Here is a 23,542-nt window from a genome sequence, read left to right as displayed (position 1 = left end):
CAAGTGGCAGTGAGTAGAAATGTCACAGTGATTCCGGCAATTAAACGAGTCGGAAATAATAAAACTAGTGAGAGCAAACCCAAAATACGAGTGGCTGCTTACTGTCGTGTTTCAACGGATAGTGAGGAGCAGGCTTCAAGTTATGAAATTCAGATTGAACATTATACAAACTATATTAAGAAAAACAAGGAATGGGAATTGGCAGGGATTTTTGCGGATGATGGTATCACAGGTACAAATACCAAAAAGCGTGAAGAGTTCAACCGCATGATTGAGGAATGTATGGCAGGAAAAATAGACATGATCATTACAAAATCCATCAGCCGATTTGCCAGAAACACGTTAGACTGCCTTAAATACATCCGTCAGTTAAAAGATAAAAACATCGCTGTATTCTTTGAAAAAGAAAATATCAACACCATGGATTCCAAGGGTGAAATTATGCTGACTATTATGGCTTCCCTTGCCCAACAGGAAAGCCAATCCTTAAGTCAGAACGTTAAGCTGGGCATTCAGTATCGATATCAACAAGGTGAAGTCCAGGTCAACCATAAGCGTTTCCTTGGATACACCAAGGATGAAAACAAGCAACTAGTCATCGACCCCGAGGGTGCAGAGGTTGTTAAACGGATTTATAGAGAGTACCTTGAAGGAGCTAGTCTTTTACAAATATCAAGAGGACTAGAAGCAGACGGTATTCTTACAGCGGCAGGCAAAGCCAAATGGAGACCAGAAACACTAAAAAAGATATTGCAGAATGAAAAGTACATCGGTGATGCCCTTCTACAAAAGACATATACGGTTGATTTCCTTTCTAAAAAGCGGGTCAAGAATAACGGCATCGTTCCCCAGTATTATGTAGAAAACAGCCATGAGCCGATTATTCCAAGGGAGCTTTTTATGCAAGTTCAAGAAGAGATGGTTCGAAGAGCAAATCTTCGTGGCCGCAAAGGCGGTAAAAAGCGAGTCTATAGCAGCAAGTATGCTTTATCGAGTATTGTTTACTGCGGACACTGCGGCGATATTTACCGACGGGTACATTGGAATAACAGAGGCTACAAGTCTATTGTTTGGAGATGTGTCAGTCGTTTAGAGGAAAAAGGCTCTGAATGCACTGCTCCTACCATAAACGAGGAAACATTGCAGACAGCAGTGGTCAAGGCTATTAACGAGCTTTTGGCTAACAAAGAACCCTTCCTCTCAACCTTGCAGAAAAACATAGCTACTGTATTTAATGAAGAAAATGATAATGCCACCGATGATATTGATGGCAAATTGGAAGAATTACAACAACAGCTTCTTATACAAGCAAAGTCCAAGAATGACTATGAAGATGTGGCTGATGAAATTTACCGCCTTCGAGAATTGAAGCAAAATGCACTTGCAGAGAATGCAGAGCGTGAAGGAAAAAGGCAACGAATCGCTGAAATGACTGATTTCTTAAATGAACAATCCTGCGAGTTGGAGGAATATGATGAGCAATTAGTAAGGCGGCTTATTGAAAAAGTTACGGTATTTGATGATAAGCTCACTGTTGAATTTAAATCAGGTGTTGAAATAGATATTGAGATATAGGATATCAGAAATGGCGACCAATTGAGAGGTGTTACTTCCTTGATTGGTGGCTTTTCTTATTTACGGATTGACTTTGACTGTGAATATACGTATAATAATATCAACAATGTTGTTGATATTATTATTAATAAGGAGTGGACAACATGATTGATGTAAATGAGCTATTGGAAGAAGCTATTAGAGAAACTGAAAATCTAAATGATGGCGAAGTTTTTCTTGTTAAAGATTTATTCAAGGGATATGTGTGGAATAGGATACCCAGAAAGGATCGACTTCTGCTTGGAACGTTATTTTTAAACCATGTTAGCAAAATGAATGGTAATTTAAAGGCTATTGAAAAGACTTCATCTAATCAGCAGAGGTATAAAAAGACAATTGATAAGTTTTAACTATCTTTTGTGAAATTAAAAAAATTATAAATATGTTGAGTAGAAGCAAAAGATTTGGCTTGGAATTTTTACAGCAGTGAATCGATAAAAGGAGCATGCTTGATGGTAGATAATATTATTAAATCAGTAGCAGAGAAATTATCCTCTCTGTCTTATATAGAAGGTATTGTTTTAGGTGGTTCACGTGCAAGGGGCACCCATACAGAGGATTCGGATATAGATATCGGCATCTATTACAATTCAGAATCATTTGACATAAATACTATTAATCAATTCGCTACAAAGCTGGATGATGAGCATAGAAATAACCTTGTTGTACCTCCCGGAGCATGGGGTGATTGGATTAATGGCGGCGGATGGTTAGTCATAAACGGGTATCATGTGGATTTAATTTTACGTGATATTAAACGTGTGGAACAAATAATGAAAGATACAGAGCACGGAATTGTTACTGCCAATTATCAGACTGGGCATCCCCATGGTTATATTAGTGCAATGTATCGAGGAGAATTAGCGATTAGCAAAATACTATATGCTAAGAATGAAAGCTTATGCGAATTAAAAAAACAGGCAGAAACTTATCCCAATGCTTTGCAGAAAAGTTTAGTTAACTTTTTTATGTTTGAAGCAGGGTTCTCTTTAATGTTTGTAAAAGCAAATTCGGGAACAGACGATAAATATTATATTGCGGGTCATGTTTTTCGTATAGTTTCATGTTTAAATCAAGTGTTATTTGCATGTAATAATGCTTATTGTATCAACGAAAAGAAAGCTATAAAACTGCTTGAAACTTTTGAACATAAACCTGAAAAATATACCGAGAAGGTAAATCATATTTTTGAAGTACTCGGTATCTCACTTTTTGAATGCTACGACATGACCGAGAAGCTTTATAATGAAGTGAATGAAATTGTATCGGAGATAAATAACTTTTTAAACGAGGAGAGTTCAGATGAAAGAAAACAAATATGATGATAATATATTTTTTCAAAAATACAGTCAAATGAGTCGCTCGCAGAAAGGACTGGCTGGTGCGGGAGAATGGGAGACTTTGAAAAAGATGCTACCTGATTTTAAGGGTAAGCGTGTGCTTGATTTAGGATGCGGCTATGGATGGCACTGTATATATGCGATGGAAAACGGTGCTTCCTCTGTAGTAGGTGTTGATATTTCTCATAAAATGCTCGAAGTAGCAAAAGGAAAAACCCATTTTCCACAGATTGAATATGAATGCTGTGCCATAGAAGATGTGGATTTCCCAGAGGAGAGCTTTGATGTAATACTAAGTTCGCTTGCGTTTCATTATGTAGCAGACTATGAGAATTTAATAAAAAAGATATATAGGATGCTGAAGGCTGGTGGCAATTTAGTTTTTACAGTTGAACATCCTGTTTTTACTGCTCATGGAACACAAGACTGGTATTATAACGAAAAAGGAGAAATACTGCATTTCCCGGTGGACAATTATTATTATGAGGGCAAACGGACAGCTATGTTTTTGGAAGAAAAGGTTACAAAATATCATAGAACACTGACCACATATCTAAATACACTGCTTTCAAATAGTTTTATAATAAATCAGATTGTGGAGCCACAGCCGCCAGAGAACATGATGGATATTCCGGGGATGGCGGATGAAATGCGACGCCCAATGATGCTGATTGTATCGGCAAAAAAGAAGATGTAATAATATAGAAAAAATAAACGAGGAGTATGTAAATGAGATCAGAAAAAGAAATGATGGATTTAGTACTTTCTTTAGCAGAACAGGATGAACGTATTCGAATTGTGACCCTTGAGGGGTCACGCGCAAATATTAATATACCTAAAGATGAATTTCAGGATTATGATATTACATATTTTGTAAGTGATATAGAACCGTTTATATCTAATGATGACTGGCTTAATCAATTTGGGAATATAATAATGATGCAAAAGCCGGAGGATATGGAATTATTCCCACCTGAAGAAAAGGGATTTTCCTATCTTATGCTATTTGATGATTACAATAAAATTGATCTTACCTTATTGCCCTTGGAAGAGTTAGATAATTACCTAAAGGGCGATAAATTAATAAAGGTTCTAATTGATAAAGATTGTAGAATTAAAAGGGACATAGTTCCGACTGATATAGATTATCATGTAAGAAAGCCAAGCGCAAGGGAGTATGATGATTGCTGCAATGAATTTTGGAATGTAACACCTTATGTTATTAAAGGATTGTGCCGCAAAGAGATACTGTTTGCAATCGATCATCTGAACCAGATTCTACGGTTTGAACTACTTAGGATGATGTCGTGGAAGGTTGGGATAAAGACAGAATTTTCATTAAGTGTTGGGAAAAATTATAAGTATATTAACAAATACATTGATGAAGATCTATGGAATAGATTATTATCTACATATCGCATGGATTCCTATGAAAATATTTGGAAGTCATTATTTATATGCCACCAATTGTTCAGGGAAGTGTCCAAAGAGGTAGCAGAACTACTGGGGTTTGATTATCCAGAGTATGGTAAGAACATAACAAGATATACCGAGGACATGTATAAAAAATATGTTGAAAATGACTATTTTTAAAGATTAGCAAAGATTATTAACCATAAGCAAGGGGTGTAAATGTATGGAAAGTACTGATGTTATAAATGAAATTAGAGGTATATTACCTCGTAACTCAATTGGAAAATATGATTTACTAACTATTTTTACACATAAAACCGTTTTTGATAAAATTGTAAAAGTACTATCATTGGATTTTCAAAATAAAGTAGATTATGTGGCTGCCCCAGAAGCAATTGGATGGATACTAGGCACTGCCATAGCCAAAGAACTTGGAGTGGGGTTTATTGGAGTAAGAAAAGGTGATAAGCTGCCATACGCAAAAGAAGAGATTATTTCGACACATTTTACCGACTATTCAGGTCAAGATAAAAGCTTTGAAATATCTAAGAGTTCTATTGTGAGGAACAAAAGAGTTTTGATTGTAGATGATTGGATAGAGACAGGTTCTCAAATGAAGGCTTTAATAGCTTTGTTAGAGAAATTGGATTGCAGCATTATTGGGTTGGCTACTATTGGGATTGATATAAATGAGGTTACTCAAAAATGGATAGACAGCAGTTTTGTAGCTTATATTGGCTCAAACATATAATAAACCGAAAGAAAATCTTGAATCAAAATTTTGGATGGCGTTAATTTACAATACAACGAAAGATGTTTACTCTTTTTTTATAAATTTTAAGAGGCGTTAAAAAACAGTTTTCAGACGAAAGGAGATCGAAGTTGAGTATAGATTTAAATAACAAAAAAATTCCGAAAGAAGCAATTCAAGCATTAAAAACTATAGCGGAACTACTTGATAATATGTTAATTGGGGTGTATTTGTATGGTTCGGCAGTAATGGGTGGTTTACGTATGAATAGCGATGTAGATATTTTGGTAATAACAAATCAAAGTTTATCTGAAAAAACTCGAAGGAATCTTACAAATAGGTTAATGCTTATATCTGGGAAAATAGGAAACATAAAAGATATGAGGCCTCTTGAAGTTACGGTCATAAATCAAAAGGATATTGTCCCTTGGCATTTCCCCCCCAAATATGAATTTATGTATGGCGAGTGGCTAAGAGAGCAGTTTGAAAAGGGAGAAATTCCTGAGTCGACTTATGATCCGGATTTAGCAATACTTTTAGCACAACTAAGAAAAAATAGTATTAACCTTTTGGGACCAAAGGCAACAGAAGTAATTGAGCCTGTGCCAATGACAGATATTCGAAAAGCAATTAAAGAATCGTTGCCCGGGTTGATAACTAGCATTAAAGGTGACGAACGCAATGTGATTTTAACTTTAGCCAGAATGTGGGTGACAGCATCTACTGGTGAAATCAGATCAAAAGATCTGGCAGCTGAATGGGCAATACCTCAATTACCTTATGAGCATGCCATTTTACTTGACAAAGCAAGAAAGGCTTATCTAGGAGGGTATATTGATAAGTGGAAAGGAATGGATTCTGAGGTGACTGAACTCGTTAATAATATGAAGAAGTCTATAGAGTCTTCCCTTAATCTCTAAAAGGCTGGTGTTGAGAATTCCATTGATAGGTTCTCTCATACCGAAATTTCTTAAAATGGTCAAAAACCGCTGGATATGTTCCCGTCTACCGATAGTTCCAAAAATGCTGCTGATATGTTTCCACAGACGGGCAAAGTAATATGACATCAATGCCATCAACTCGAGCCATGTGGAGTGTGTAGTATTGATGTGTGCGTCCAGCTAAGCTGGCAAATGCTAGCAGGTGAAAGTCCTGCAGTGGTAAAGGTAGGGCAGCCACTTAGTCAGTAACCAGCGTATGGAGTAATCTATGCGTTGAAGCGTTACGGAATGTTCCGAAAGGAGCAGGCAAACTGGCGGGTTGTAACATAAAGTGAATACTGCCGCACCGTTATTTACATTTCCGAAAGGAAACAACAGGGAGTCGAGCTGCGACATCAACAGCGAAGACAGCAGACGGTATGAAGAACCCTAAATGCAATACCTAAGAACCCTGCGGTGTAGAGGTAACGACACGTCAGGAAAGTATTTGTCGGAACTGGAGAGAGCCTACTTTGCACAGGAAACTGTAAATAGGAAGCATATAAGCAAAAGCGAAGTTGCTTTCTGCAAAGAGGCAGTCAGAAGTGCTCATAGTACCAAGGATTGTACAGACAACAAAACTGTGCATAGGGAAGGGGCACAACTTTATTCAAGTCTGTAAAGGAGGTAGGTACCGGTGATTGCCGAAAAAGCTATAAACACCCATGAAAAAGTACGAGACTTCCAAAACAGACTATACCTTACAGCCAAAGCTGACCGAAAGAGAAGGTTCTATGCGTTGTATGACAAGATATACCGTAACGATATCTTAGAAGAAGCATGGAAACGGGTAAAACAGAATGGTGGAACAGGCGGTATTGATAAAGTCAGCATTGATGATGTGAAAACGTACGGCGAAGAAAAACTGCTGGGCGAAATAGCGGAAGAATTGAGGACTGGGAAGTACCGGTGTAAGCCTGTCAGACGAAGTTATATTCCAAAACCGGATGGTAGAAAAAGAGCATTGGGGATACCTACGATTAAGGACAGAATAGTACAGATGGCAGCAAAGATAGTGATAGAGCCTGTGTTTGAAGCAGATTTTCAACCCTGTTCGTATGGATTTAGACCGAAAAGAAGTGCCAAACAAGCAATGGACAGGATATTTGAAGTTTCTGACAAAGGTGGTGCACTATGGGTAATAGATGCTGACATAAAAGATTATTTTGGTAGCATCAATCATGATAAGCTACTTTTGCTAGTCAAACAAAGAATAACTGACCGTAGAGTGTTAAAGCTGATAAAAGGCTGGTTAAAAGCGGGGGTATTGGAAAACGGTAGGTATAGTGAGAGCACACTGGGAGCACCACAGGGAGGAGTTATTTCTCCACTATTGTCCAATATATATCTGAATTATTTTGATGTGTATTGGAATAAAGCCTTTGGACATCTGGGTGAATTAGTGCGTTATGCAGATGATTTTGTGATATTGTGCAAGAGGTTATCTCATGCAGAAGAAGCCTTTCGCGCTGTGAAGTGGATAATGGGAAAGCTGGAACTAACACTACATAGTGAGAAGACAAGGCTAGTTGATATGTATTTCGGAAAGGACAGTTTTGATTTTCTTGGCTTCAATAATAGATTTCAGCGTTTTAGAAATAAAAACTGGCAGTGGTATTGGACGCTACAACAGATACCGTCTAAGAAGGCTATGAAGAAAATGAGGGCTAACATAAAAGAGGTGTTTGCCAGTCCAAGCAAGCTACTGTTAAGTATGGAAGAGATGGTGAAGCTACTCAATCCTAAAATCATTGGCATGAGAAACTATTATACCAGAAGATTTACCAGACCATGGTTATGGAAGATAGATAAGTATATCAATTTCAAGTTTACTCGGTGGTACAATCGGAAGAAACAACGCAATTATAGGCTAGGAAATGCAGCAAAGGTCAGAGAATTGACTAAACAGGCAGGACTAGCAAGTATGTGTGGCTGAAAGCTGAAGGAAGAAGAATATCGGAAAGCCGTATGCGGGAAAACCGCACGTACGGTTTGATGAGGGGACGGTGGTAACCCCACTGTTCTACTCTATCAAGGGTGGGAAAATAGGTACTAATCGAAATATTGATAAATAGTAGGTTTCCAGACATTGAGTTTTCCTTTCGGCTACTTTGCCGGAGATATCAATGTTGGGAAACCTTTATTTTTATTGATTGGGGAAACATATCAACTGCCATGAAAATAATAGGGTTGAGTTGACAGCTTAGATTTTTTGTAGGGGTTGAGGAGATGGAATAGATGTGATAAAGTGAATAAATAGACTAATCATAATATCATATTATTGACACAATGTTAAATAGGCTTATTTTATAAAGGGGAATAAATAAATGATAAATATTACTAATATAAAAGGTATTTCAAATAGTTATCCAGAAGAAATTGAAGGAACAAATGAATGGTATTCATGCAGAGAAGGAACAGTTGAATATTGTGACTTATATGAAGCGCAAGAGATATTTAATAACGATGGATTTTTTAAAGGAATGAATTATCACTTAATCCATTATCCTGATGGGGAAGTACATTCACCATTTCAAATCCAAGGGAATGTATATGTTGAAAAACCTATATGGAATAATGGGATATTTAATTTTTTAGTTGTTGATTTTCATGAAAAGCTAATTAAAATTAAAAAATATATCCCAGAAAAACAAAAATTAGAAGTTATTACTGAATTGTCTTTATCAGAAGTTGAAGACTGCTATAACTTAAAGCTTGAAACAACGCCACTTACTCTTGGAAGAAGTGGAAATGATGGCTTCTATGAAATTGTTTGGCCAGAAAAAAAGAAAATTGCAATTGGAAAAACAGAGACAGTATTATTTCGGGATGGGGATAGGTTGTATCTATCTGAATGGTATGAAGATCCCGAATATCATGAAAATGTAATAGTAAGAAACATTCAAACAGGAGAAATAATAGAAAAAAGCGAAGGCTATTTACGTAGACTACCTAATAACGTGTACTGGAAAATCTAAATACAAATTAAATATTTTAAATATCGTTTATTTAGCAAAAAAGTGATATTGAGGAAGTGTGTCTTATGCCGTATAACCCCAAAATACATTTCATACCACCATTACCTCCAAAACGAGAAAAAAGAGTAGGCATATACTGTAGAGTTAGCAGTAATAGTGCTGAACAATTGAAAAGTTTAACAGCTCAAGTATCTGCTCTTACTAGATTAACAGCTGCTATACCACAATGGTTACTTTCTGATATCTATATAGATATTGCTTCAAGTAAAACAGGATCTTCTCGTAAAGAGTTTGCTCGTATGCTTGAAGATTGTCAATCTAATAATCTAGACATTATACTTACTAAGAGCATAAGCAGATTTGGCAGGGATACAGTTGATACACTTGAAGCCTTAAATCAACTAAAGACACTGAGAGTCCGCGTTATATTTGAACAGGAAGTGCTTGATACAGCTGATACGGATAATGATCTCATGATTTCCATAATCGAATCAATAGCGCAGGCAGAGAACGAATCACGCAGTGAAAATATTAAGTGGGGAATCAAACAACGTGCTGCGCAAGGTACCTCAAAGCTTTATAATAGAAAATGCTATGGGTATTATAATGACGAAGATGGTAATCTGGTCATTAATGAGGAAGAAGCAAAAAATGTTCGTTTAATATATAACCTCTATCTTCAGGGTAAAAGCGTTTTAGGTATTGTGAAAGATCTGGAACGGCTGGGGATCAAATCCCCTACCGGGAAGTCAACTTGGCCTAAGAGAACAATTGACGTAATGCTCAGTAATGAAAAATATACGGGCACCGTTCGGTTGTTGGATAACGGAAAACACGATTCATATTATCAGGCAGAGAATAACAATCCTGCAATAGTTTCAAAGGAAACTTTCCAAGCGGTGCAGATTGAAAAACAGCATCGAAGCAATGTTATCGAGGACGAAAAAGGAAGTAAGCGAAAAAGCAAAAAATACAGTTCGAAGAAGTAGATTTAGAAAAGGGAGTTTTTTATATCTAGCGAGGTGCATTTATGAAATATTTTTGTTATGTAAGTGACCGTGTGGGAACATGTTATCATGAATTTTACAAAGGGAAATGGGACGGTAAAACCTTCTGGAAATCAGATTCAATACTATTGCATGATGATACTCTTGAAGAGTTACAACTATATAAAGCATTTACCGCAGTTCTTCCTGACTATGATCCATATGGAGAAACACAAGTTAATCAATCGCAATGGGAAGCTATACTTGATTATGCATCGCAATTGGATACTGAAGCAAAACCAGCCCTTACTGAAGCTGCTGCTTGGGTAAAAAATGTATTCGAAAATGAAGGAGTATTTACAATCTTAGGAATATAAAGCACAAATTTTTAAAGACGTAAAATCAAATAGCCTAATCGAGAATTATTTAGCGAGAGGACAGGATGGATATCAAACCAGCATAAACACAGCATTCTTGCTGCATTTTTGGAAAGTGTGAAATAGCCTAAAAACTTCACGTTGAGTGCGTAGTATTGATAACAAGGACAAAAGATTGAGTTTGAGAAAAACCCTTATATATCAAGGCTTTTTGCACATATGGGTGTGAAACCCATTGAGCGAAAAACATGAAAATATCGCTTCGCGGAAACAAGTCCATAAAGGCAGTATTTTATAGTCAAGTGGTCAGGTTGGATGTCATAGCCCCGCGAGTGGTCGGGTTAGATGTCAGCCTTGGCGAGTGGTCAGGTTAGATGTTTTTTCGGACATTTTTGAGGTTGTGTTGTCGGGTTGGATGTATAGCATGAAACTGATAATTTATGCGAGCGATAAATCAGAATTTGCCGAGCAGACTGTTTCCGTATAGATGGAGGGACTGCTCGGTTTTATATTGAGTATTAGCTTTTTTAGAAAACTTTGCAGCCTTTTTGCCATCTAAAGCGTATATAGGTTAAGGAGGTGAAGCAAATGGCATATAAGTCCTATCGGCCGGAGGACTTTGAGGCGGTTGTAACAAAACATGAAAATAGACTATATCGCACTGCACTCGCTATTACAGGAAACATGTCCGATGCCGAGGACATAGTGCAAGAGGCATTCTTACGTGCTTATGAGAGAGCTCCTGATTTTGAAACAGAAGAACATGAAAAGGCATGGCTCATAAGGGTAACCGTAAACCTCTGCAATAGCCGATTGCGATCCCCTTGGCGTAAGCGAATAGTTCCCCTTCTTGACTCTTACCCAGCTTCGGAACCAGAGCAACATGAATTACTGGAGCAAATTATGACATTACCAACCAAATATCGAACAGTCATCCATTTGTTTTATTATGAGAGGTATTCCATTAAGGACATTTCTGAGCTGACTGGGCAAAAGGAATCTACAGTAAGAAGTCATCTAACTCGCGCCCGTCAAAAACTTAAATCAATCCTAAAGGAGGAGTTGAAATGAAAGATTATAAGGATTATATGGACAATTTGTCTGTTGATGAAACTTTACATGAGAAGATCATGTATAGGTTAACCCAAAGTCCTACTCGCCAACATATTGGAACAAACAATTTAAGAAAATATATATCTGTGGCTGCATGTGCCACGGTAATGTTATTTTTCATTATAGGTGTCTATCCGCATATGAACATATGGAATACAACACCAAATGGAAGCAATTCAAATATACCAAATGCAGCAGGGGACCCTAATCCTCGTCAAGATAAATTAAACACTATAGAGCAAAGTAGCGCGGTATATCACGACGTTGATGCATCACAGCTGATTAGACAGATATCTTCGGCAAAAGTACCATTCGGATTTTTCTTTAATAACAAGTTAATTGCCCTGGTCAGAATTAATTCAGGCATTAAGAACAACGGGGTGCGTTGGGAGGAACATAAATATACAAAGAATGATGTAGAATCAGCTTTACAAGCTTCCGTAAAAAGCCCAAATCTCCCCGACGGCGATTACACGACAAAACAGTATGTGTTAGTTGATGAGGCCACTGAGAATATTATTGCGTATCAGACGGTTTATTACTTTTTCAATAAAAACACATTGGAATTTCAAAATAGATTTAGTGTCTTTTATTTTGCGGAGCAGTACTTCGAATCAGATGCACTTGAGCATATGAAAAACGTTAGTACAACAAACGGTGAGATCAGTATAAGCGATTTTCCCGAGCCGGGCAATGTACATGTAAAGGTACCTCATGTGAGAAAACTCGTATATGTGGAGAATGGTATATCAGTTGTAATCGAAGCAGAAGCTGATTTCGTACAGGAGGATGGTGTTGTTGATAAAGAAAAAAGCCTTGAGAGATATAAACAAACAGATAAGCAGCTTGTTGACATAATGAAATCATTAGTTGAATAATCTTTTATCTTCCAGCATGAAACAAATCATGACCACCCGTCAAACGGGTGGTTTGCTCGCCCCTATAAGGGGCAGTTACCGGCCAGCGTCTAAAGGCGCTGGCTTTCACTTTGTTCAAGCCTTAATGCCCTTGACTCGTAGCTACCCTTAAAAGGGTATTGGTACTACCGGCCACCCCTGAAGGGGTCTTCATATTCTTTTACACTTAATTTATCCATAGCAATATCGTGTCTTTCTTGCTCTTGAATATATTTTCTTATGGTTGCCTCATTAAGCCCTACTGTACTCACATAATATCCCTCTGCCCAGAAATGTCTATTTCCAAACCTATACTTGAGATTTGCGTGCTTATCAAATATCATTAGTGCACTTTTCCCTTTGAGATATCCCATGAATTGTGATACACTCAGTTTGGGTGGTATGCTTACAAGCATATGTATATGGTCAGACATCAAATGTCCTTCCAATATTTCTACACCCTTATATGCACATAGTTGTTTTAATATATCTCTTATACTTTCTTTGTATTGATTATATATTATCTTTCTCCTATATTTAGGAGTGAACACTATGTGATATTTACACATCCATTTAGTATGTGACAGGCTATTTGATTTATTAGCCATTAAAATCACCTTTCCTTTCGTTATAAATTGGCTTGAACAACCTTATTATAACGGAAAGGTGATTTTTTTGTATAACAATCGTCGCGCACCCGCATAGCGGGTGGTTTATATTTCGCACGCTTTGCGTGCTCAACAGGGTCACGACCCATAATAAAGACAAGGGCACCCTACGTTATCATTTCGTAGAGTGCCTTGTTTGTTTTCAGCCTTGTTCATTAACATCTGCCGCCAAGCCAGACTTAAATTCTATTGTAAATTTATCTTCATAAATCCAGACTTTTTCAACAATTCGTCTTACAAGAGTTTCATCATGTTCTATGAGGGTGGTATCTTGTTCATTTAGGAAGTTTGTCATTTCTTCAATTCTTTTATTGACTTCTTCCTGCCTTGCGTTTTTCAGAAGAAGGTCTTGCTTCTTATCCCTCAACTGATGAATTTCCTCTGCTATCTCATCGTAGTTGGAGCTGGAATGTACTAAGCTTAACAGTTTCTGCTGCAAATCATTTAGCTTGTTTTCTATATTATCTAGTTCTTTGTTCTTCTCATTATTTAAAACAGAAGCTATATTATTTTTCAAGATAGGGAGGTAGCAATCCTTTTTATTTAAAATGTTATTGATGGCTTTTATAATAGATTCTTCTATATCTTTCTCGTGGACTGTTCTAGCATCACAAAACTGTCCAGTGTTTTCTAGCCTACTAACACATCTCCATACAATGGATTTCTTTCCACGATTATTCCAATGGACTCTGCGGTAGATTTCTTTACAAGTTCCACAAATAACTATGTTAGCAAAACAATGATTGCTACTGTAAGTTCTTTTATTCCCGCTAGGGCTGGTATAGGGGGACCTTCTTTTGGCTAATTCCTCTTGTACCTGCATATAAATATCTTTTGGGATAATAGGTTCATGGTTATTTTCTACATAGTATTGGGGTATTAAACCATTGTTCTTGACCCGTTTTTTAGTTAAGAAGTCAACAGTATAGGTTTTTTGTAAAAGAGCATCACCGATATATTTTTCATTTCGCAGTATTTTAGAAATATTACTAGTATGCCATATCTTATTACCTGCTCCGTTTAATATTCCATCAGCCTCTAGGCGTCTTTTAATTTTAAGCATAGAGTTACCTTCTAAGTATTCACGATATATGCGTTTAACAACCTCAGCTTCTTCAAGTACAATTACAAGTTTTTTATTTTTATCTTTAGTGTAACCAAGAAACCTGGAGCAATTTACTCTAACTTCGCCTTGCTGATATCTGTATTGTATGCCCATTTTAACATTTTGGCTTAAGGACTGACTCTCTTGCTGGGCTAAAGAAGCCATAATGGTTAGCATAACTTCACCTTTAGAGTCCATTGAGTTGATGTTTTCTTTTTCAAAGAATACTGCTATGTTTTTATCTTTAAGCATTCTTATATATTTTAAGCAGTCTAAAGTATTTCTAGCAAATCTACTAATAGACTTGGTGATAATCATATCTATTTTTCCAGTCATACAGTCGTCTATCATTTTATTAAAGCCTTCTCTGTTCTTAGTATTTGTTCCTGAGATACCATCATCAGCAAAAATACCTGCCAGTTTCCAATTGGGCCTATTCTTAATATAAGAAGTATAATGACTGATTTGAGTTTCATAGCTTGATGCTTGTTCTTCATTTTCAGTAGAAACACGGCAGTAAGCAGCAACTCTAAGCTTAGGGTTTTTATTATCTTTTGTTCTTTCCTTTGTTTTCCTTGCAGGAATCACCGTAACTTTCTTATCACTTACCATTTAATCACTCCTTTATTTGAACTAAGCTATAAACATATTCAGCCTGTTTAAAGGGGTCATTGTACTTTTTTTCTTGCTTTTCTAATCTAAATGTCTTTGGGTAGCAGACAGGCGTCTTTTCTTTTTTAGGAAAGAATCTGCCTAGTTTTTTGGCTCTTTTTTCCCGCTCTAGTTGAACGGCATCAAAAGTCTCTTTTTTAATAATCTGCGGATAATAATCATCACCTAAATAAGAGGTGTTTTGAAGTATTCTACCTACACTAGAATGAGTTAGATTCAAACCTACTGATTTTGCAGTTGATGTTAAAGATGCGCCTGTTAAATAGACGTCATATAAAAGTTGGACTTGTTTAGCCTTATCTTTGTCAATAAGGGCTTTTCTATCTTTTATTTGATAGCCAATGGGTGTGTGGCTCATTTATATCACCAGCCTTTCTTTAAGACTTAGTCCACATTTTAGATTTATATTTATTTCTTCTCTTGAAAAAACTGAAATGTCTTTTACAATATCATTAAAAAGCTTATCTTCAAAATTGTTTATCATATCAGCCTTAGCTAAGAAAAGTAATAGTTTATTCAGTTCCTTGAGTTCCTCAGAGCTACTAGTTATCATGCGGTTTAAAGTGTTTTTTTCCTCTTGTAGCTTTTTAGCCTCCTGAAGGAGTTTGTTATTACTTTCTCTATAAATTGCAGGATCAAGATAATTTTTTGCTAGAAGCTCAACTAAGACATCCCTTTGTTGATGGTTTTCCTTAAGTTGAATTTCTATATCTTCAAGAAGTTTTAAATTATCCTCGTTATTAAAGTTTTGTAGACTAGTATAAAGAGGAATTAAGATTTTTTCGTATCCAAAAACTAGCTTGTTAAACATGGTTATAAATGCATGTTTAAAAGAGGAATCAGGTATATACTTCATAGGACAAGCTTTTATGTTACTAATATGGGTGAAACAACACCAAGCGATAGGGTGTCGGCCACTTGTGTGAGTTCTTCTTCTAAAATTAGCCCCACAATGTTTGCAATTAATCTTTCCAGAAAAGGCGTATCGATTTAGGTATTTACTATCTTCTTTAGTAATGTTTTTTTCTTTGGATCTTTGTTCTAAAACTAAGGCAGTGGCTTCAAAGTCCTCACGGCTAATGATAGGGGAGTGATTATCCCTAATATAGTACATATCCCTTTCCCCATAATTTGTATGTCGCTTATAATTACTGTCCATATAAGTTTTCTGGTAAAGAGCATCGCCGATGTATCGTTCATTCTGTAACATGCCAAGTATTGTATTAGCAGTCCATTTTGAGTTTCTTTTACTTTTTATATTTCTTTTATTTAATTCGTTAGCTATTTTTTGACCACCTTTGCCTGCCAAGGTTTCAGAGAAAATATGTCGAACTATATTAGCTTCTTCTTCATTGATAACTAGTTTTCCATTTCGTGCATCATAGCCGTAGGGTGGATCAGAAACTTTATAAGTTCCATTTTGAAATCTACGTCTAATAGACCATTTAGTATTTTCAGAAATAGATAACGATTCATTCTCGGCCAGTCCAGCTAGGATGGAGAGCATGAGTTCACTTTCCATAGACTGAGTATTTATATTCTCTTTTTCAAAATATAAATAAACCCCAAGTTCTGTAAAGCTCCGAACTAGTTCTAAGCAGTCGGCTGTATTTCTTGCTAATCTACTGATAGACTTTGTAATAATTAAATTAACTTTACCTTCTTTGCAGTCCTTAATTAGATTAAGAAGCCCAGTTCTTTTGTCCTTGCTTGTTCCTGTCATCCCTTCATCATAATAAACTCCAGCTAACGTCCACTTATTATTTGATTTAATATAACTTTCATAATGTCTTATTTGAGCATCTAGACTATCTAGTTGCTTTGTATTGTCAGTAGATACTCTGCAGTAGACTGCAACGTTTAATTTCTCTATATTACTTGTTTCATTAGCTAAGGGCTCGATTATTTTTACTTTTCTCAAGTTTTCACCTCCTTGTCAGTGTCACATGTTAACTCTACAGTTCACTTATATCAAGGGTTTCAGGCATTATTGCAGCTAAAATAGGAGAGAAGGAGGATCTGTTTAGAAAAGTGATTTTTTGGTATTCTGTAGTACTTATTAGTCCTTTATCCAGCAAAGAGGATAATAGTTTCTGAGCAATAAAATAGCTGACTTCATCTTCTAGTTGTTTGTTTGATAATTGAGTAAATTCTAGATTTGGATTCTCTTTCATGTATTTTCTCCTTTAAAGGTATTAAGGGAAAAAGAAAAACCCCTCACTATCTAAAGGACAGTGAGGGGGAAAATCCGTAGTAAAAATTTAATTATTCAGTTTTTATAAAGGCATCAGTAAAACCTGCAGCCTTAACCTTTTTTAACATAGCATCAGCATTAGCTTTAACAGCATATGCTCCTACTTGAACTCTATATAGTTTAGTAGGGGAGGATGATGGGGGAGATGCAGGTGTCTTTTTTAAATCATTTTTGCAACATAGTGTTGCCTTAACATCTGCCCTAAAAGTATGGATACTTTTAGGGCAGATGTTAAGAAATTATTAGTTGGGGAAAGTAAGCCTGCTACTAGTACCCCTGCTACAAAGAAACTCTATAGAGTCCAAATAGGGGCCTATTCCATTAAAGCTAATGCTGAAACTCAACTAGCAAAAGCTAAAAAAGCTGGCTTCACTGATGCCTTTATAAAATATGATTAATATTTATTTACTACACAATGATAAAGGCCATGCTGTCTAGATTAAAATCTAGGCATGGTCTTTATTCATGGTTTTAATTTGATGAATCTATAAATCACTTTCAATTGCCTTAACTGGGCAAACCTTTACTGCTTCATTAAGTTTTTCCTTATTTACTGTATCTTCATCATAATCCTTAACAAAAGCTTTTTTCCCATCCATTTTAAATACTTCAGGGTAAGTTTTAACACATAAGCTACATCCAATACAAGCCTTTTTATTAATTTCTATACCAACTTTTACTTCTTCCTTATTCGGAATATCTTCATCTTTTATTATTTTATCAGCAATCCAAGAAAATATGATTATAGCTAAAACAGTTAGAACCCAACGTATGATCATAAACTTAGGACCTAGGAATTTTGCCTCGCTTAAAAGCATTGGTATCTTAATTACAGCCCAAGAGCTTAAAATAACTACAATATTTCTTATAGAAGCTCCTTTTTTATGAAGCATTATTGACATTGGGAAGGCAGCATAAATAGGACCTGCTGAAATGCTACCAATTATAAATGATAAGACTAACCCTTTTCCCTTTGCTTCCTTTCCTAAAAGTTGCATTATCTTATCCTTAGGAACCCATAAATCTAAAAGGGCTGTTAAAACAAAAATTACAGGCATTATTATTAACATTTCTTTTATATAATAAGCACTATTTTTGACTGACTCAAAGGCCATTGTTGGCCTAAAAATACTTATTAAAAGGTATACAAGAAGAACTAGTATAAAAAATAAATTATCTTTTGCTTTTTTAATTATGTTCATATAATTACCCCCATTACAAGTGCAATAACTATTGCAAAAACAAAGCTAAAGCCGTTACGAACTAAGGTGAATTTAGTACCAAACTCCTTTTTTTCCAGTGGAAATGTAACAAATCCAACCATGGTAAGAGTAGTCAAGAAAGCTACTGAAGGGACAATACCTACTCCTGCATCTACTAAAGTTCCTATCAAAGGAAAGGCTATAAATGCTGGAACGAGGGTAATTGTTCCAAATAAAGCCGAACCAACAGTTGCCAGAAAAAGAGACTGCTTGCTTACAAAGCTTGCAATTTCTGTAGGGGGTAAAAATGTTAGGATTAGACCTATTGCTAAAATAATAGAAAAAATGCTTATGGCCATACCTTTTCCCATATTAAGTGCCATTTTTAAAGCCTTTTTCGTTTTAGCTCCATCCTTTTTAAAGGATATGAAAAGAAAAACAAGAGTAATTAACCATAAAATAATTGTAAATATATCCACTTTTATCGCCCTCCTTTTAAGCTTTTGGAGCTGGTGCTTTTACAACAATGATTTCTAGTGTTTCTTTATGAAGATTTTTTACATTCATTTTTGTCCCCTCTGGAATCTTTAATAAGGTATTGTAGCTGTATTCATGAGCTTCTTGTTCATCTAAAGCTATAGATAGAACTCCTCTTATAACAGTCATATAGACATTGGAGTTTGAATAATGCTCTGGTAAACCTTCATTCTCATTAAAAACCATGTGTAGATAATGTATATTTTCATCGAATATAACTTTTTCTACTGCTTTTTCATTGCCTTTTGATAAATTAAATGTTTTTTCTATCATTCTAAATCTCTCCTTTATTATTTTAAAATTAAATTTTATATTTCAATCTTACCATCATAAAACTAAATACAATAGACACCTATGTTTCTTTTTGTTATAATTAAAATAAAAAGGGGAACTTATGATTAATATATTAAAGAATATATCACTCTTTAGAAATGTAGATACTTTGCTTTTAAAAAATGTAATTGGAACCTATAATCTTCAAAATAGAATTTATAATAAGGGTAAAACTGTTCATGACCAAAACGAAGTTTGTTCTGGAATAGATGTAATTCTATCAGGCAAGCTTGTTGCTTACTCTTTAACTAGTCATGGTTCAGAAACAACTGTATTTGAATTTACTAGTGGTGGTGTAGTAGGGGCTAATCTTTTGTTTGGTGATAATAACAAATATCCTTTAAATATTTATAGTATAGAGGAAACTAGTCTGATATATATCCCCAAATCTGCTGTAGACACATTGTTGAAAGATCAGCTTTTTGCAATAGAGTTTATAAAAATTTTATCTTCTAACTCACAAGGTCTTAATAGAAAAATTGCAATATACACCCAAAAATCTTTAAGAGAAAATCTCACAAACTACCTGTCTGCTCAAGCCAATATTCAAAATTCTAAAACAATCTATCTTCCCATAAGTAAAAAACAACTTGCAGACCATCTTGGTGTTCAAAGGCCTTCTTTATTTCGTGAATTAAAAAACATGAAGGATGAAGGACTGATTGAAATTAATAACAGAATAATTACTTTACTGATTTAGTAAACATCTAATATTCTCCACCCTTTACTAGTGATTAATGCCTTTATTAAATATGATTAACATATATAAGCCTGTGGGAAAATTCCTGCAGGCATTTTTTTATGCCTTTTTTTAGATATGTTTTCTCAAACCTCAACCTATAGCCCTTCCTGTGGCTATTAAGTAGGAGGTAATGCCATATGAAAGAAATAGAAAATAAAAAGACAAGTAAAATATCCAATGCAATTTTAGAAGAGGAAAATTTATCTACAAGAATATCTGATGACCAGCTGCAAGGAGAATTTAACTATTCACAGGCTGAAAGAATCCTGAAAAAAATGTTTAATAAGGGGCTAATAGACAAGGTGGAATTTAACAAAATTAATGAATTAAATCGTGAAACTTTCTCACCTATTTTAGTGAAGATAATGCCCTTAAATCGTTGATATATAAGGGTTTTAACGGTAACATGTGGCCTACCAAAGAGGAGGTGTGGACCTATGTCAATACTTTGGACACAAAAAGTTGAACTTTTTCTCCCTGCATAGCATTAATACGTAGTGAAAGATTTTTAAGCTGCAAGAGCCTCATCTTCAACCTGTTGTGGGGTTTTATAATCCAGTGCGCTATGCCTCCTTCTGCGGTTATACCAAGACTCAATATATTCGAATAGAGCTGCTCCAGCCTCTTCAAATGTATGATATGTATTTAGATATACTTCTTCCTTCTTCAATACTGAATGGAAGGACTCTATACAAGCGTTATCATAAGGATTTCCTTTTCTACTAAAGGAATGCTTCATATTTTTTTCTGTTATCATATCTTCAAATACAGTGCTTGTATATTGGCTGCCTAAATCGCTATGAAGAATAATACCTGTAGTATCTTTTACATTAATACATGCGTTTTCTACAGCCTTTTTAGCCAACTCGGCGGTTGCTTTTTTACCATACGAATAACCTATGATTTTTCTATTATATAAGTCCATAACGGATGCTAGGTAAGTCCAGCCTTCGCCTAGAACATGTATATATGTTATGTCAGTAACCCATTTTTGATTTATTGTTGTAGCGTTAAAATCTTGATTCAGTATATTTTCTTTATCCTCAGGAATCTTACCCTGATTACTTTGATATTTATATTTGCGTACCACAACACTGCGAAGACCAAACTTAGCCATATGTCTCTGCACTCTTTTGACTGAACAAGGGATACCAGCTTCTTCAAGGTCTCGCTGTATCTTAATAGCACCATAACGTCCCTTGGACTGGTCATAGTAAAATTGAACTTCTTCACTAAATTTGTTGTATTCTATCTCTCTTTGAGATGTAATATGATTAATTTCAGCATAGTAGGTACTACGAGGAAACTTAAGTACCTTACACATTTGTTTAATAGTATATTTATCAAGATTAGCTTGAATAAAGGACACGTACTCAGCTATTGATTTTTGGCAAATATGGCAAAAGCCAACTTGTTGGCTATAAGCTTATTTTTAATATTTCATTCTCTATCTCTAGTTCCTTCATTTTCTTTTGAAGAGCCTTATACTCTTTCATAGAAATGGTTTCTGTTTCTGAAACCTGTACTTGAGAAAGAAGTTTTACCCAAGTAGAAATTGTGCCTTTGGGAACGCCATATTCGTTTGATAACTCTGTTACACTTTTACCAGCTTTATTGCGCAGATCTACAATCTGCTGTTTAAATTCTGGGGTATAGGATTTTTGATTTTTTGCCATGTTTGAACACTCCTTTATTTTATTATAGAATGTTCAACTTTCCGTGTCCATAGTTATATACTAACACCAATACGCTAACATTTGACTATGGAGAAAATGCTTATTCATTTGATGAAGCTACACAAACCATGACTGTTACCGAATTTGACATTTCTCGACATTTTGAACAAGCTGGAAGGATATTGGGAGAAGGCTTACATAAGGAGTATTGGATTCGCCACAGTACCCGAGACCATATTGAAGTAAAGATTGAAGTCATTGTGCTTACAAGTGATACTGCTGCTATGGAGCGAATAAACGCCTTTGCAGAAGAGAAATTTATTAGTCTATATGAGAATAATAAACGCTCTATTGCAAGATTAAATGAGGCTCGAAAAAACATCTATGAAAGATTAATAAATGCTTCCGCTCAACCAATAGCTATTCCTTGGGTATTGCCAGATTCAATCGATTTTTCAGTTTCAGATAACAGTATAAAAATTGATCGACACCTCTATTGTTCTGAGGATGGAACATTCCAAGCATCACTAAACCCATGGGAAAAGGGAGTTATTGAAGAAGAACTAAAAAACGGTGCCGTTTGCTGGTTACGTAATCTTGATCGTAAAAAGTGGTCACTTGAAATCCCATATGAGGTCGGCGGTGTTATCACTTCTATGTTTCCTGATTTAGTGGTAGTGAGAGCTGATGTACAAGGTTACATTTTTGATATTCTAGAACCACACGACCCCAGCCGTAAGGACAATTATCCCAAGGCAGTTGGCCTAGCAAAATTCGCAGAGAAACATTGGGATAAATTTGGAAGAATTCAACTTATCCGGCAAAAGAAAGGATTAGACGGTCGTGAACATTTCTATAGACTTGATATGGCAAAAGTAGCTGTTAGAAATAAAGTTCGTGGCATTACATCAAACGAGGAACTTGATAGAATTTTTGATACGGATGCTGAGCGAGAAGATTAAATTATACATCCATCCTGCACCCTCAACCCCCTGTAAAAAAGGGGGTTATCTAATCTGGTAACTCAACTATTAATTTTCTGGACGGTTGATATGTTCCCTCAAGCAACCAAAATAAGGGTTTCCTGACATTGCCACATCCAGCAGATCGGCCTCGAGAAAAACTAAATGTCTGGAAACCCTTTATTTACAAGCTTTTCAGTTTTTTATTTCTCAACCCTTGACATCAATGTCACGCACTCCACATGTGTTTTGATAGAAAGGTGATAAATTTTCACAGAAAAATAAGGGAGTATTTTAATTTTACCCCCTATGAATTCAAGATGAACGCTTATAACTTTGCTTTAACAGAAACATTATATATTTTTCTATTTGAAATATTCTATTTTTTATTCTCAGACTCTATCAGTTCTATCATTTTAATAAAATAATTATATACTTCTGTACTTTTATCAAATATGTTTTCTAAGTCTTTTTTCCCACTTTCCAAAACATCTTTTTCCGAAAACTTTTCATTAAAAATAATTGCTAAAGTATATTGCATTTGTGAAGCCACATTTAACATTTGTTTTCCTGTATTTTCTGCTTTTAAATAATCAGAATATACTGATACAAAGTGTTCCGGAAAAACACTAATTAAATAACCATAAAACCACAAATAATCTCCGTCATTTGAATATTTCTCAGTTGCTATTTTAAAGGCATCTAGTAATATATTTTCTGCTTGGTTTAAACATTTTTCTAATTTTGGTGATAATCTTCCCCATTCAGCCAGAACATACCAAGTGTAAAAAGAAATTCTGAAAAGATCATATTTCTCAACTGTTTTTAAATAATCTTCATTAATAGCATCAAAAAAACCTATAAGTTCTTCCCATTTTTCATTTTTTATAATTCTCTCTAACTTATCTAAATCCATTGTACATCATAACCTTTCAAATAATAT

Annotated in this window: 30 protein-coding genes; 18 read left to right on the top strand and 12 right to left on the bottom strand. The window is 35.3% G+C overall.

The features are described from left to right. Positions 1–3 precede the first annotated feature (3 nt). From SD1D_RS07315 to SD1D_RS07255, 14 genes are all read left to right on the top strand, one after another. On the top strand, positions 4–1,575 hold the full coding sequence (locus tag SD1D_RS07315; protein WP_024400882.1) for a recombinase family protein: 1,572 nt from the start codon (positions 4–6) through the stop codon (positions 1,573–1,575). Positions 1,576–1,718: 143 nt separating this feature from the next. Further along, positions 1,719–1,964, top strand: a complete 246-nt coding sequence (locus SD1D_RS07310; RefSeq protein WP_000567889.1) for a single-stranded DNA-binding protein — start codon at positions 1,719–1,721, stop codon at positions 1,962–1,964. Positions 1,965–2,066: 102 nt separating this feature from the next. Continuing rightward, entirely contained in the window at positions 2,067–2,936 is an 870-nt protein-coding gene (locus tag SD1D_RS07305) for a nucleotidyltransferase domain-containing protein (protein WP_000228166.1), read from the top strand. After that, on the top strand, positions 2,917–3,651 hold the full coding sequence (locus SD1D_RS07300) for a class I SAM-dependent methyltransferase (protein WP_000662263.1): 735 nt from the start codon (positions 2,917–2,919) through the stop codon (positions 3,649–3,651). The genes SD1D_RS07305 and SD1D_RS07300 overlap by 20 nt, the downstream gene beginning before the upstream one ends. Positions 3,652–3,683: 32 nt before the next feature. Beyond that, complete coding sequence (locus SD1D_RS07295; protein ID WP_002294505.1) at positions 3,684–4,547, top strand: aminoglycoside nucleotidyltransferase ANT(6)-Ia; 864 nt, start codon at positions 3,684–3,686, stop codon at positions 4,545–4,547. A 43-nt stretch (positions 4,548–4,590) separates the two neighbouring features. Next, entirely contained in the window at positions 4,591–5,118 is a 528-nt protein-coding gene (locus SD1D_RS07290; RefSeq protein WP_002294507.1) for a phosphoribosyltransferase family protein, read from the top strand. 131 nt (positions 5,119–5,249) lie between these two features. Further along, on the top strand, positions 5,250–6,038 hold the full coding sequence (ant(9), locus tag SD1D_RS07285) for an aminoglycoside nucleotidyltransferase ANT(9) (RefSeq protein ID WP_058258315.1): 789 nt from the start codon (positions 5,250–5,252) through the stop codon (positions 6,036–6,038). 508 nt (positions 6,039–6,546) lie between these two features. Then, on the top strand, positions 6,547–6,720 hold the full coding sequence (locus SD1D_RS12180) for a hypothetical protein (protein WP_157893110.1): 174 nt from the start codon (positions 6,547–6,549) through the stop codon (positions 6,718–6,720). A gap of 15 nt (positions 6,721–6,735) precedes the next feature. Further along, positions 6,736–8,034, top strand: a complete 1,299-nt coding sequence (ltrA, locus tag SD1D_RS07280; protein ID WP_058258314.1) for a group II intron reverse transcriptase/maturase — start codon at positions 6,736–6,738, stop codon at positions 8,032–8,034. Between the two features lie 391 nt (positions 8,035–8,425). Next, a complete protein-coding gene (locus SD1D_RS07275; RefSeq protein ID WP_087758846.1) occupies positions 8,426–9,076 on the top strand; it encodes a hypothetical protein in 651 nt (216 codons plus the stop codon). 65 nt (positions 9,077–9,141) lie between these two features. Then, positions 9,142–10,065, top strand: a complete 924-nt coding sequence (locus SD1D_RS07270) for a recombinase family protein (RefSeq protein ID WP_058258313.1) — start codon at positions 9,142–9,144, stop codon at positions 10,063–10,065. Between the two features lie 41 nt (positions 10,066–10,106). Beyond that, the gene (locus SD1D_RS07265) at positions 10,107–10,439 is read left to right on the top strand and encodes a hypothetical protein (RefSeq protein WP_058258312.1); all 333 of its coding nucleotides are present in this window, start codon (positions 10,107–10,109) and stop codon (positions 10,437–10,439) included. 588 nt (positions 10,440–11,027) lie between these two features. Then, on the top strand, positions 11,028–11,510 hold the full coding sequence (locus tag SD1D_RS07260; RefSeq protein WP_058258311.1) for an RNA polymerase sigma factor: 483 nt from the start codon (positions 11,028–11,030) through the stop codon (positions 11,508–11,510). Then, complete coding sequence (locus SD1D_RS07255; RefSeq protein ID WP_058258310.1) at positions 11,507–12,430, top strand: hypothetical protein; 924 nt, start codon at positions 11,507–11,509, stop codon at positions 12,428–12,430. The genes SD1D_RS07260 and SD1D_RS07255 overlap by 4 nt, the downstream gene beginning before the upstream one ends. A 164-nt stretch (positions 12,431–12,594) precedes the next feature. Here SD1D_RS07255 and tnpA read toward each other — a convergent pair whose 3' ends face one another. From tnpA to SD1D_RS12755, 6 genes are all read right to left on the bottom strand, one after another. Further along, positions 12,595–13,056: an IS200/IS605 family transposase gene (gene tnpA, locus SD1D_RS07250; protein WP_058258309.1), complete on the bottom strand. Its 462-nt coding sequence runs from the start codon at positions 13,054–13,056 to the stop codon at positions 12,595–12,597. Between the two features lie 202 nt (positions 13,057–13,258). Beyond that, entirely contained in the window at positions 13,259–14,833 is a 1,575-nt protein-coding gene (locus SD1D_RS07245) for a recombinase family protein (protein WP_058258308.1), read from the bottom strand. 4 nt (positions 14,834–14,837) lie between these two features. Further along, the gene (locus tag SD1D_RS07240) at positions 14,838–15,251 is read right to left on the bottom strand and encodes a recombinase family protein (protein ID WP_058258307.1); all 414 of its coding nucleotides are present in this window, start codon (positions 15,249–15,251) and stop codon (positions 14,838–14,840) included. Next, entirely contained in the window at positions 15,252–16,814 is a 1,563-nt protein-coding gene (locus SD1D_RS07235) for a recombinase family protein (RefSeq protein ID WP_058258306.1), read from the bottom strand. It abuts the gene before it with no gap. A 34-nt stretch (positions 16,815–16,848) separates the two neighbouring features. Continuing rightward, on the bottom strand, positions 16,849–17,067 hold the full coding sequence (locus SD1D_RS07230) for an SHOCT domain-containing protein (RefSeq protein WP_058258305.1): 219 nt from the start codon (positions 17,065–17,067) through the stop codon (positions 16,849–16,851). Between the two features lie 91 nt (positions 17,068–17,158). Continuing rightward, positions 17,159–17,362, bottom strand: a complete 204-nt coding sequence (locus SD1D_RS12755; protein ID WP_334293269.1) for an SPOR domain-containing protein — start codon at positions 17,360–17,362, stop codon at positions 17,159–17,161. On the opposite strand from SD1D_RS12755, the gene SD1D_RS12550 reads away from it, so the two are divergent. Next, on the top strand, positions 17,357–17,545 hold the full coding sequence (locus SD1D_RS12550) for an SPOR domain-containing protein (RefSeq protein ID WP_058258304.1): 189 nt from the start codon (positions 17,357–17,359) through the stop codon (positions 17,543–17,545). The two genes, SD1D_RS12755 and SD1D_RS12550, sit on opposite strands and share 6 nt — an antisense overlap. Before the next feature lie 87 nt (positions 17,546–17,632). Here the strand turns inward: SD1D_RS12550 and SD1D_RS07215 are convergent, their stop codons facing one another. From SD1D_RS07215 to SD1D_RS07205, 3 genes are read right to left on the bottom strand one after another with little or no spacing between them, the layout of a single operon-like run. Beyond that, complete coding sequence (locus SD1D_RS07215) at positions 17,633–18,349, bottom strand: permease (protein ID WP_058258303.1); 717 nt, start codon at positions 18,347–18,349, stop codon at positions 17,633–17,635. Next, positions 18,346–18,828 (bottom strand): permease, encoded by a 483-nt coding sequence (locus tag SD1D_RS07210; RefSeq protein WP_058258302.1) that lies wholly within the window; start codon positions 18,826–18,828, stop codon positions 18,346–18,348. Before SD1D_RS07210 ends, SD1D_RS07215 begins: the two co-directional genes overlap by 4 nt. Positions 18,829–18,844: 16 nt before the next feature. Then, positions 18,845–19,159 (bottom strand): cupin domain-containing protein, encoded by a 315-nt coding sequence (locus SD1D_RS07205; protein ID WP_058258301.1) that lies wholly within the window; start codon positions 19,157–19,159, stop codon positions 18,845–18,847. Positions 19,160–19,280: 121 nt separating this feature from the next. Here SD1D_RS07205 and SD1D_RS07200 point away from each other — a divergent pair, with 121 nt between their 5' ends. Together SD1D_RS07200 and SD1D_RS07195 are read left to right on the top strand one after the other, a co-directional pair. After that, positions 19,281–19,919, top strand: a complete 639-nt coding sequence (locus SD1D_RS07200; protein WP_058258300.1) for a Crp/Fnr family transcriptional regulator — start codon at positions 19,281–19,283, stop codon at positions 19,917–19,919. Between the two features lie 179 nt (positions 19,920–20,098). Further along, positions 20,099–20,344 carry an SHOCT domain-containing protein gene (locus SD1D_RS07195; protein ID WP_058258299.1) on the top strand — a complete coding sequence of 82 codons (246 nt, stop codon included), beginning with the start codon at positions 20,099–20,101 and terminating at the stop codon, positions 20,342–20,344. A gap of 125 nt (positions 20,345–20,469) precedes the next feature. Here the strand turns inward: SD1D_RS07195 and SD1D_RS07190 are convergent, their stop codons facing one another. Continuing rightward, a complete protein-coding gene (locus SD1D_RS07190; RefSeq protein WP_058258293.1) occupies positions 20,470–21,330 on the bottom strand; it encodes an IS3 family transposase in 861 nt (286 codons plus the stop codon). A 49-nt stretch (positions 21,331–21,379) separates the two neighbouring features. Continuing rightward, entirely contained in the window at positions 21,380–21,637 is a 258-nt protein-coding gene (locus tag SD1D_RS12440) for a transposase (RefSeq protein WP_058258294.1), read from the bottom strand. A gap of 128 nt (positions 21,638–21,765) precedes the next feature. On the opposite strand from SD1D_RS12440, the gene SD1D_RS07185 reads away from it, so the two are divergent. Next, complete coding sequence (locus tag SD1D_RS07185) at positions 21,766–22,599, top strand: hypothetical protein (protein ID WP_242955202.1); 834 nt, start codon at positions 21,766–21,768, stop codon at positions 22,597–22,599. A 379-nt stretch (positions 22,600–22,978) separates the two neighbouring features. Here the strand turns inward: SD1D_RS07185 and SD1D_RS07180 are convergent, their stop codons facing one another. Beyond that, positions 22,979–23,515: a hypothetical protein gene (locus tag SD1D_RS07180; protein ID WP_058258298.1), complete on the bottom strand. Its 537-nt coding sequence runs from the start codon at positions 23,513–23,515 to the stop codon at positions 22,979–22,981. Between the last annotated feature and the right edge of the window lie 27 nt (positions 23,516–23,542).

It is taken from the genome of Herbinix luporum (assembly GCF_900070325.1).
GTDB classification, from domain to species: Bacteria; Bacillota; Clostridia; order Lachnospirales; family Lachnospiraceae; genus Mobilitalea; species Mobilitalea luporum.
Note: the sequence above shows the minus strand (reverse complement) of the source record. Positions and strands in the feature narration are given on the sequence as shown.

What these genes read in the sequence shown, in the direction of transcription:
- SD1D_RS12440 (WP_058258294.1), bottom strand. Translation starts at nt 21,637, where the DNA reads ATGGCAAAAAATCAAAAATCCTATACCCCAGAATTTAAACAGCAGATT.
- SD1D_RS07255 (WP_058258310.1), top strand. Translation starts at nt 11,507, where the DNA reads ATGAAAGATTATAAGGATTATATGGACAATTTGTCTGTTGATGAAACT.
- tnpA (WP_058258309.1), bottom strand. Translation starts at nt 13,056, where the DNA reads ATGGCTAATAAATCAAATAGCCTGTCACATACTAAATGGATGTGTAAA.
- SD1D_RS07195 (WP_058258299.1), top strand. Translation starts at nt 20,099, where the DNA reads ATGAAAGAAATAGAAAATAAAAAGACAAGTAAAATATCCAATGCAATT.
- SD1D_RS07260 (WP_058258311.1), top strand. Translation starts at nt 11,028, where the DNA reads ATGGCATATAAGTCCTATCGGCCGGAGGACTTTGAGGCGGTTGTAACA.
- SD1D_RS07300 (WP_000662263.1), top strand. Translation starts at nt 2,917, where the DNA reads ATGAAAGAAAACAAATATGATGATAATATATTTTTTCAAAAATACAGT.
- SD1D_RS07275 (WP_087758846.1), top strand. Translation starts at nt 8,426, where the DNA reads ATGATAAATATTACTAATATAAAAGGTATTTCAAATAGTTATCCAGAA.
- SD1D_RS07240 (WP_058258307.1), bottom strand. Translation starts at nt 15,251, where the DNA reads ATGAGCCACACACCCATTGGCTATCAAATAAAAGATAGAAAAGCCCTT.
- SD1D_RS07295 (WP_002294505.1), top strand. Translation starts at nt 3,684, where the DNA reads ATGAGATCAGAAAAAGAAATGATGGATTTAGTACTTTCTTTAGCAGAA.
- SD1D_RS07180 (WP_058258298.1), bottom strand. Translation starts at nt 23,515, where the DNA reads ATGGATTTAGATAAGTTAGAGAGAATTATAAAAAATGAAAAATGGGAA.
- SD1D_RS07205 (WP_058258301.1), bottom strand. Translation starts at nt 19,159, where the DNA reads ATGATAGAAAAAACATTTAATTTATCAAAAGGCAATGAAAAAGCAGTA.
- SD1D_RS07185 (WP_242955202.1), top strand. Translation starts at nt 21,766, where the DNA reads ATGACTGTTACCGAATTTGACATTTCTCGACATTTTGAACAAGCTGGA.
- SD1D_RS07200 (WP_058258300.1), top strand. Translation starts at nt 19,281, where the DNA reads ATGATTAATATATTAAAGAATATATCACTCTTTAGAAATGTAGATACT.
- SD1D_RS07265 (WP_058258312.1), top strand. Translation starts at nt 10,107, where the DNA reads ATGAAATATTTTTGTTATGTAAGTGACCGTGTGGGAACATGTTATCAT.
- SD1D_RS07310 (WP_000567889.1), top strand. Translation starts at nt 1,719, where the DNA reads ATGATTGATGTAAATGAGCTATTGGAAGAAGCTATTAGAGAAACTGAA.
- SD1D_RS12550 (WP_058258304.1), top strand. Translation starts at nt 17,357, where the DNA reads ATGGATACTTTTAGGGCAGATGTTAAGAAATTATTAGTTGGGGAAAGT.
- SD1D_RS07215 (WP_058258303.1), bottom strand. Translation starts at nt 18,349, where the DNA reads ATGAACATAATTAAAAAAGCAAAAGATAATTTATTTTTTATACTAGTT.
- SD1D_RS07270 (WP_058258313.1), top strand. Translation starts at nt 9,142, where the DNA reads ATGCCGTATAACCCCAAAATACATTTCATACCACCATTACCTCCAAAA.
- SD1D_RS07290 (WP_002294507.1), top strand. Translation starts at nt 4,591, where the DNA reads ATGGAAAGTACTGATGTTATAAATGAAATTAGAGGTATATTACCTCGT.
- SD1D_RS07230 (WP_058258305.1), bottom strand. Translation starts at nt 17,067, where the DNA reads ATGAAAGAGAATCCAAATCTAGAATTTACTCAATTATCAAACAAACAA.
- SD1D_RS07305 (WP_000228166.1), top strand. Translation starts at nt 2,067, where the DNA reads ATGGTAGATAATATTATTAAATCAGTAGCAGAGAAATTATCCTCTCTG.
- SD1D_RS07245 (WP_058258308.1), bottom strand. Translation starts at nt 14,833, where the DNA reads ATGGTAAGTGATAAGAAAGTTACGGTGATTCCTGCAAGGAAAACAAAG.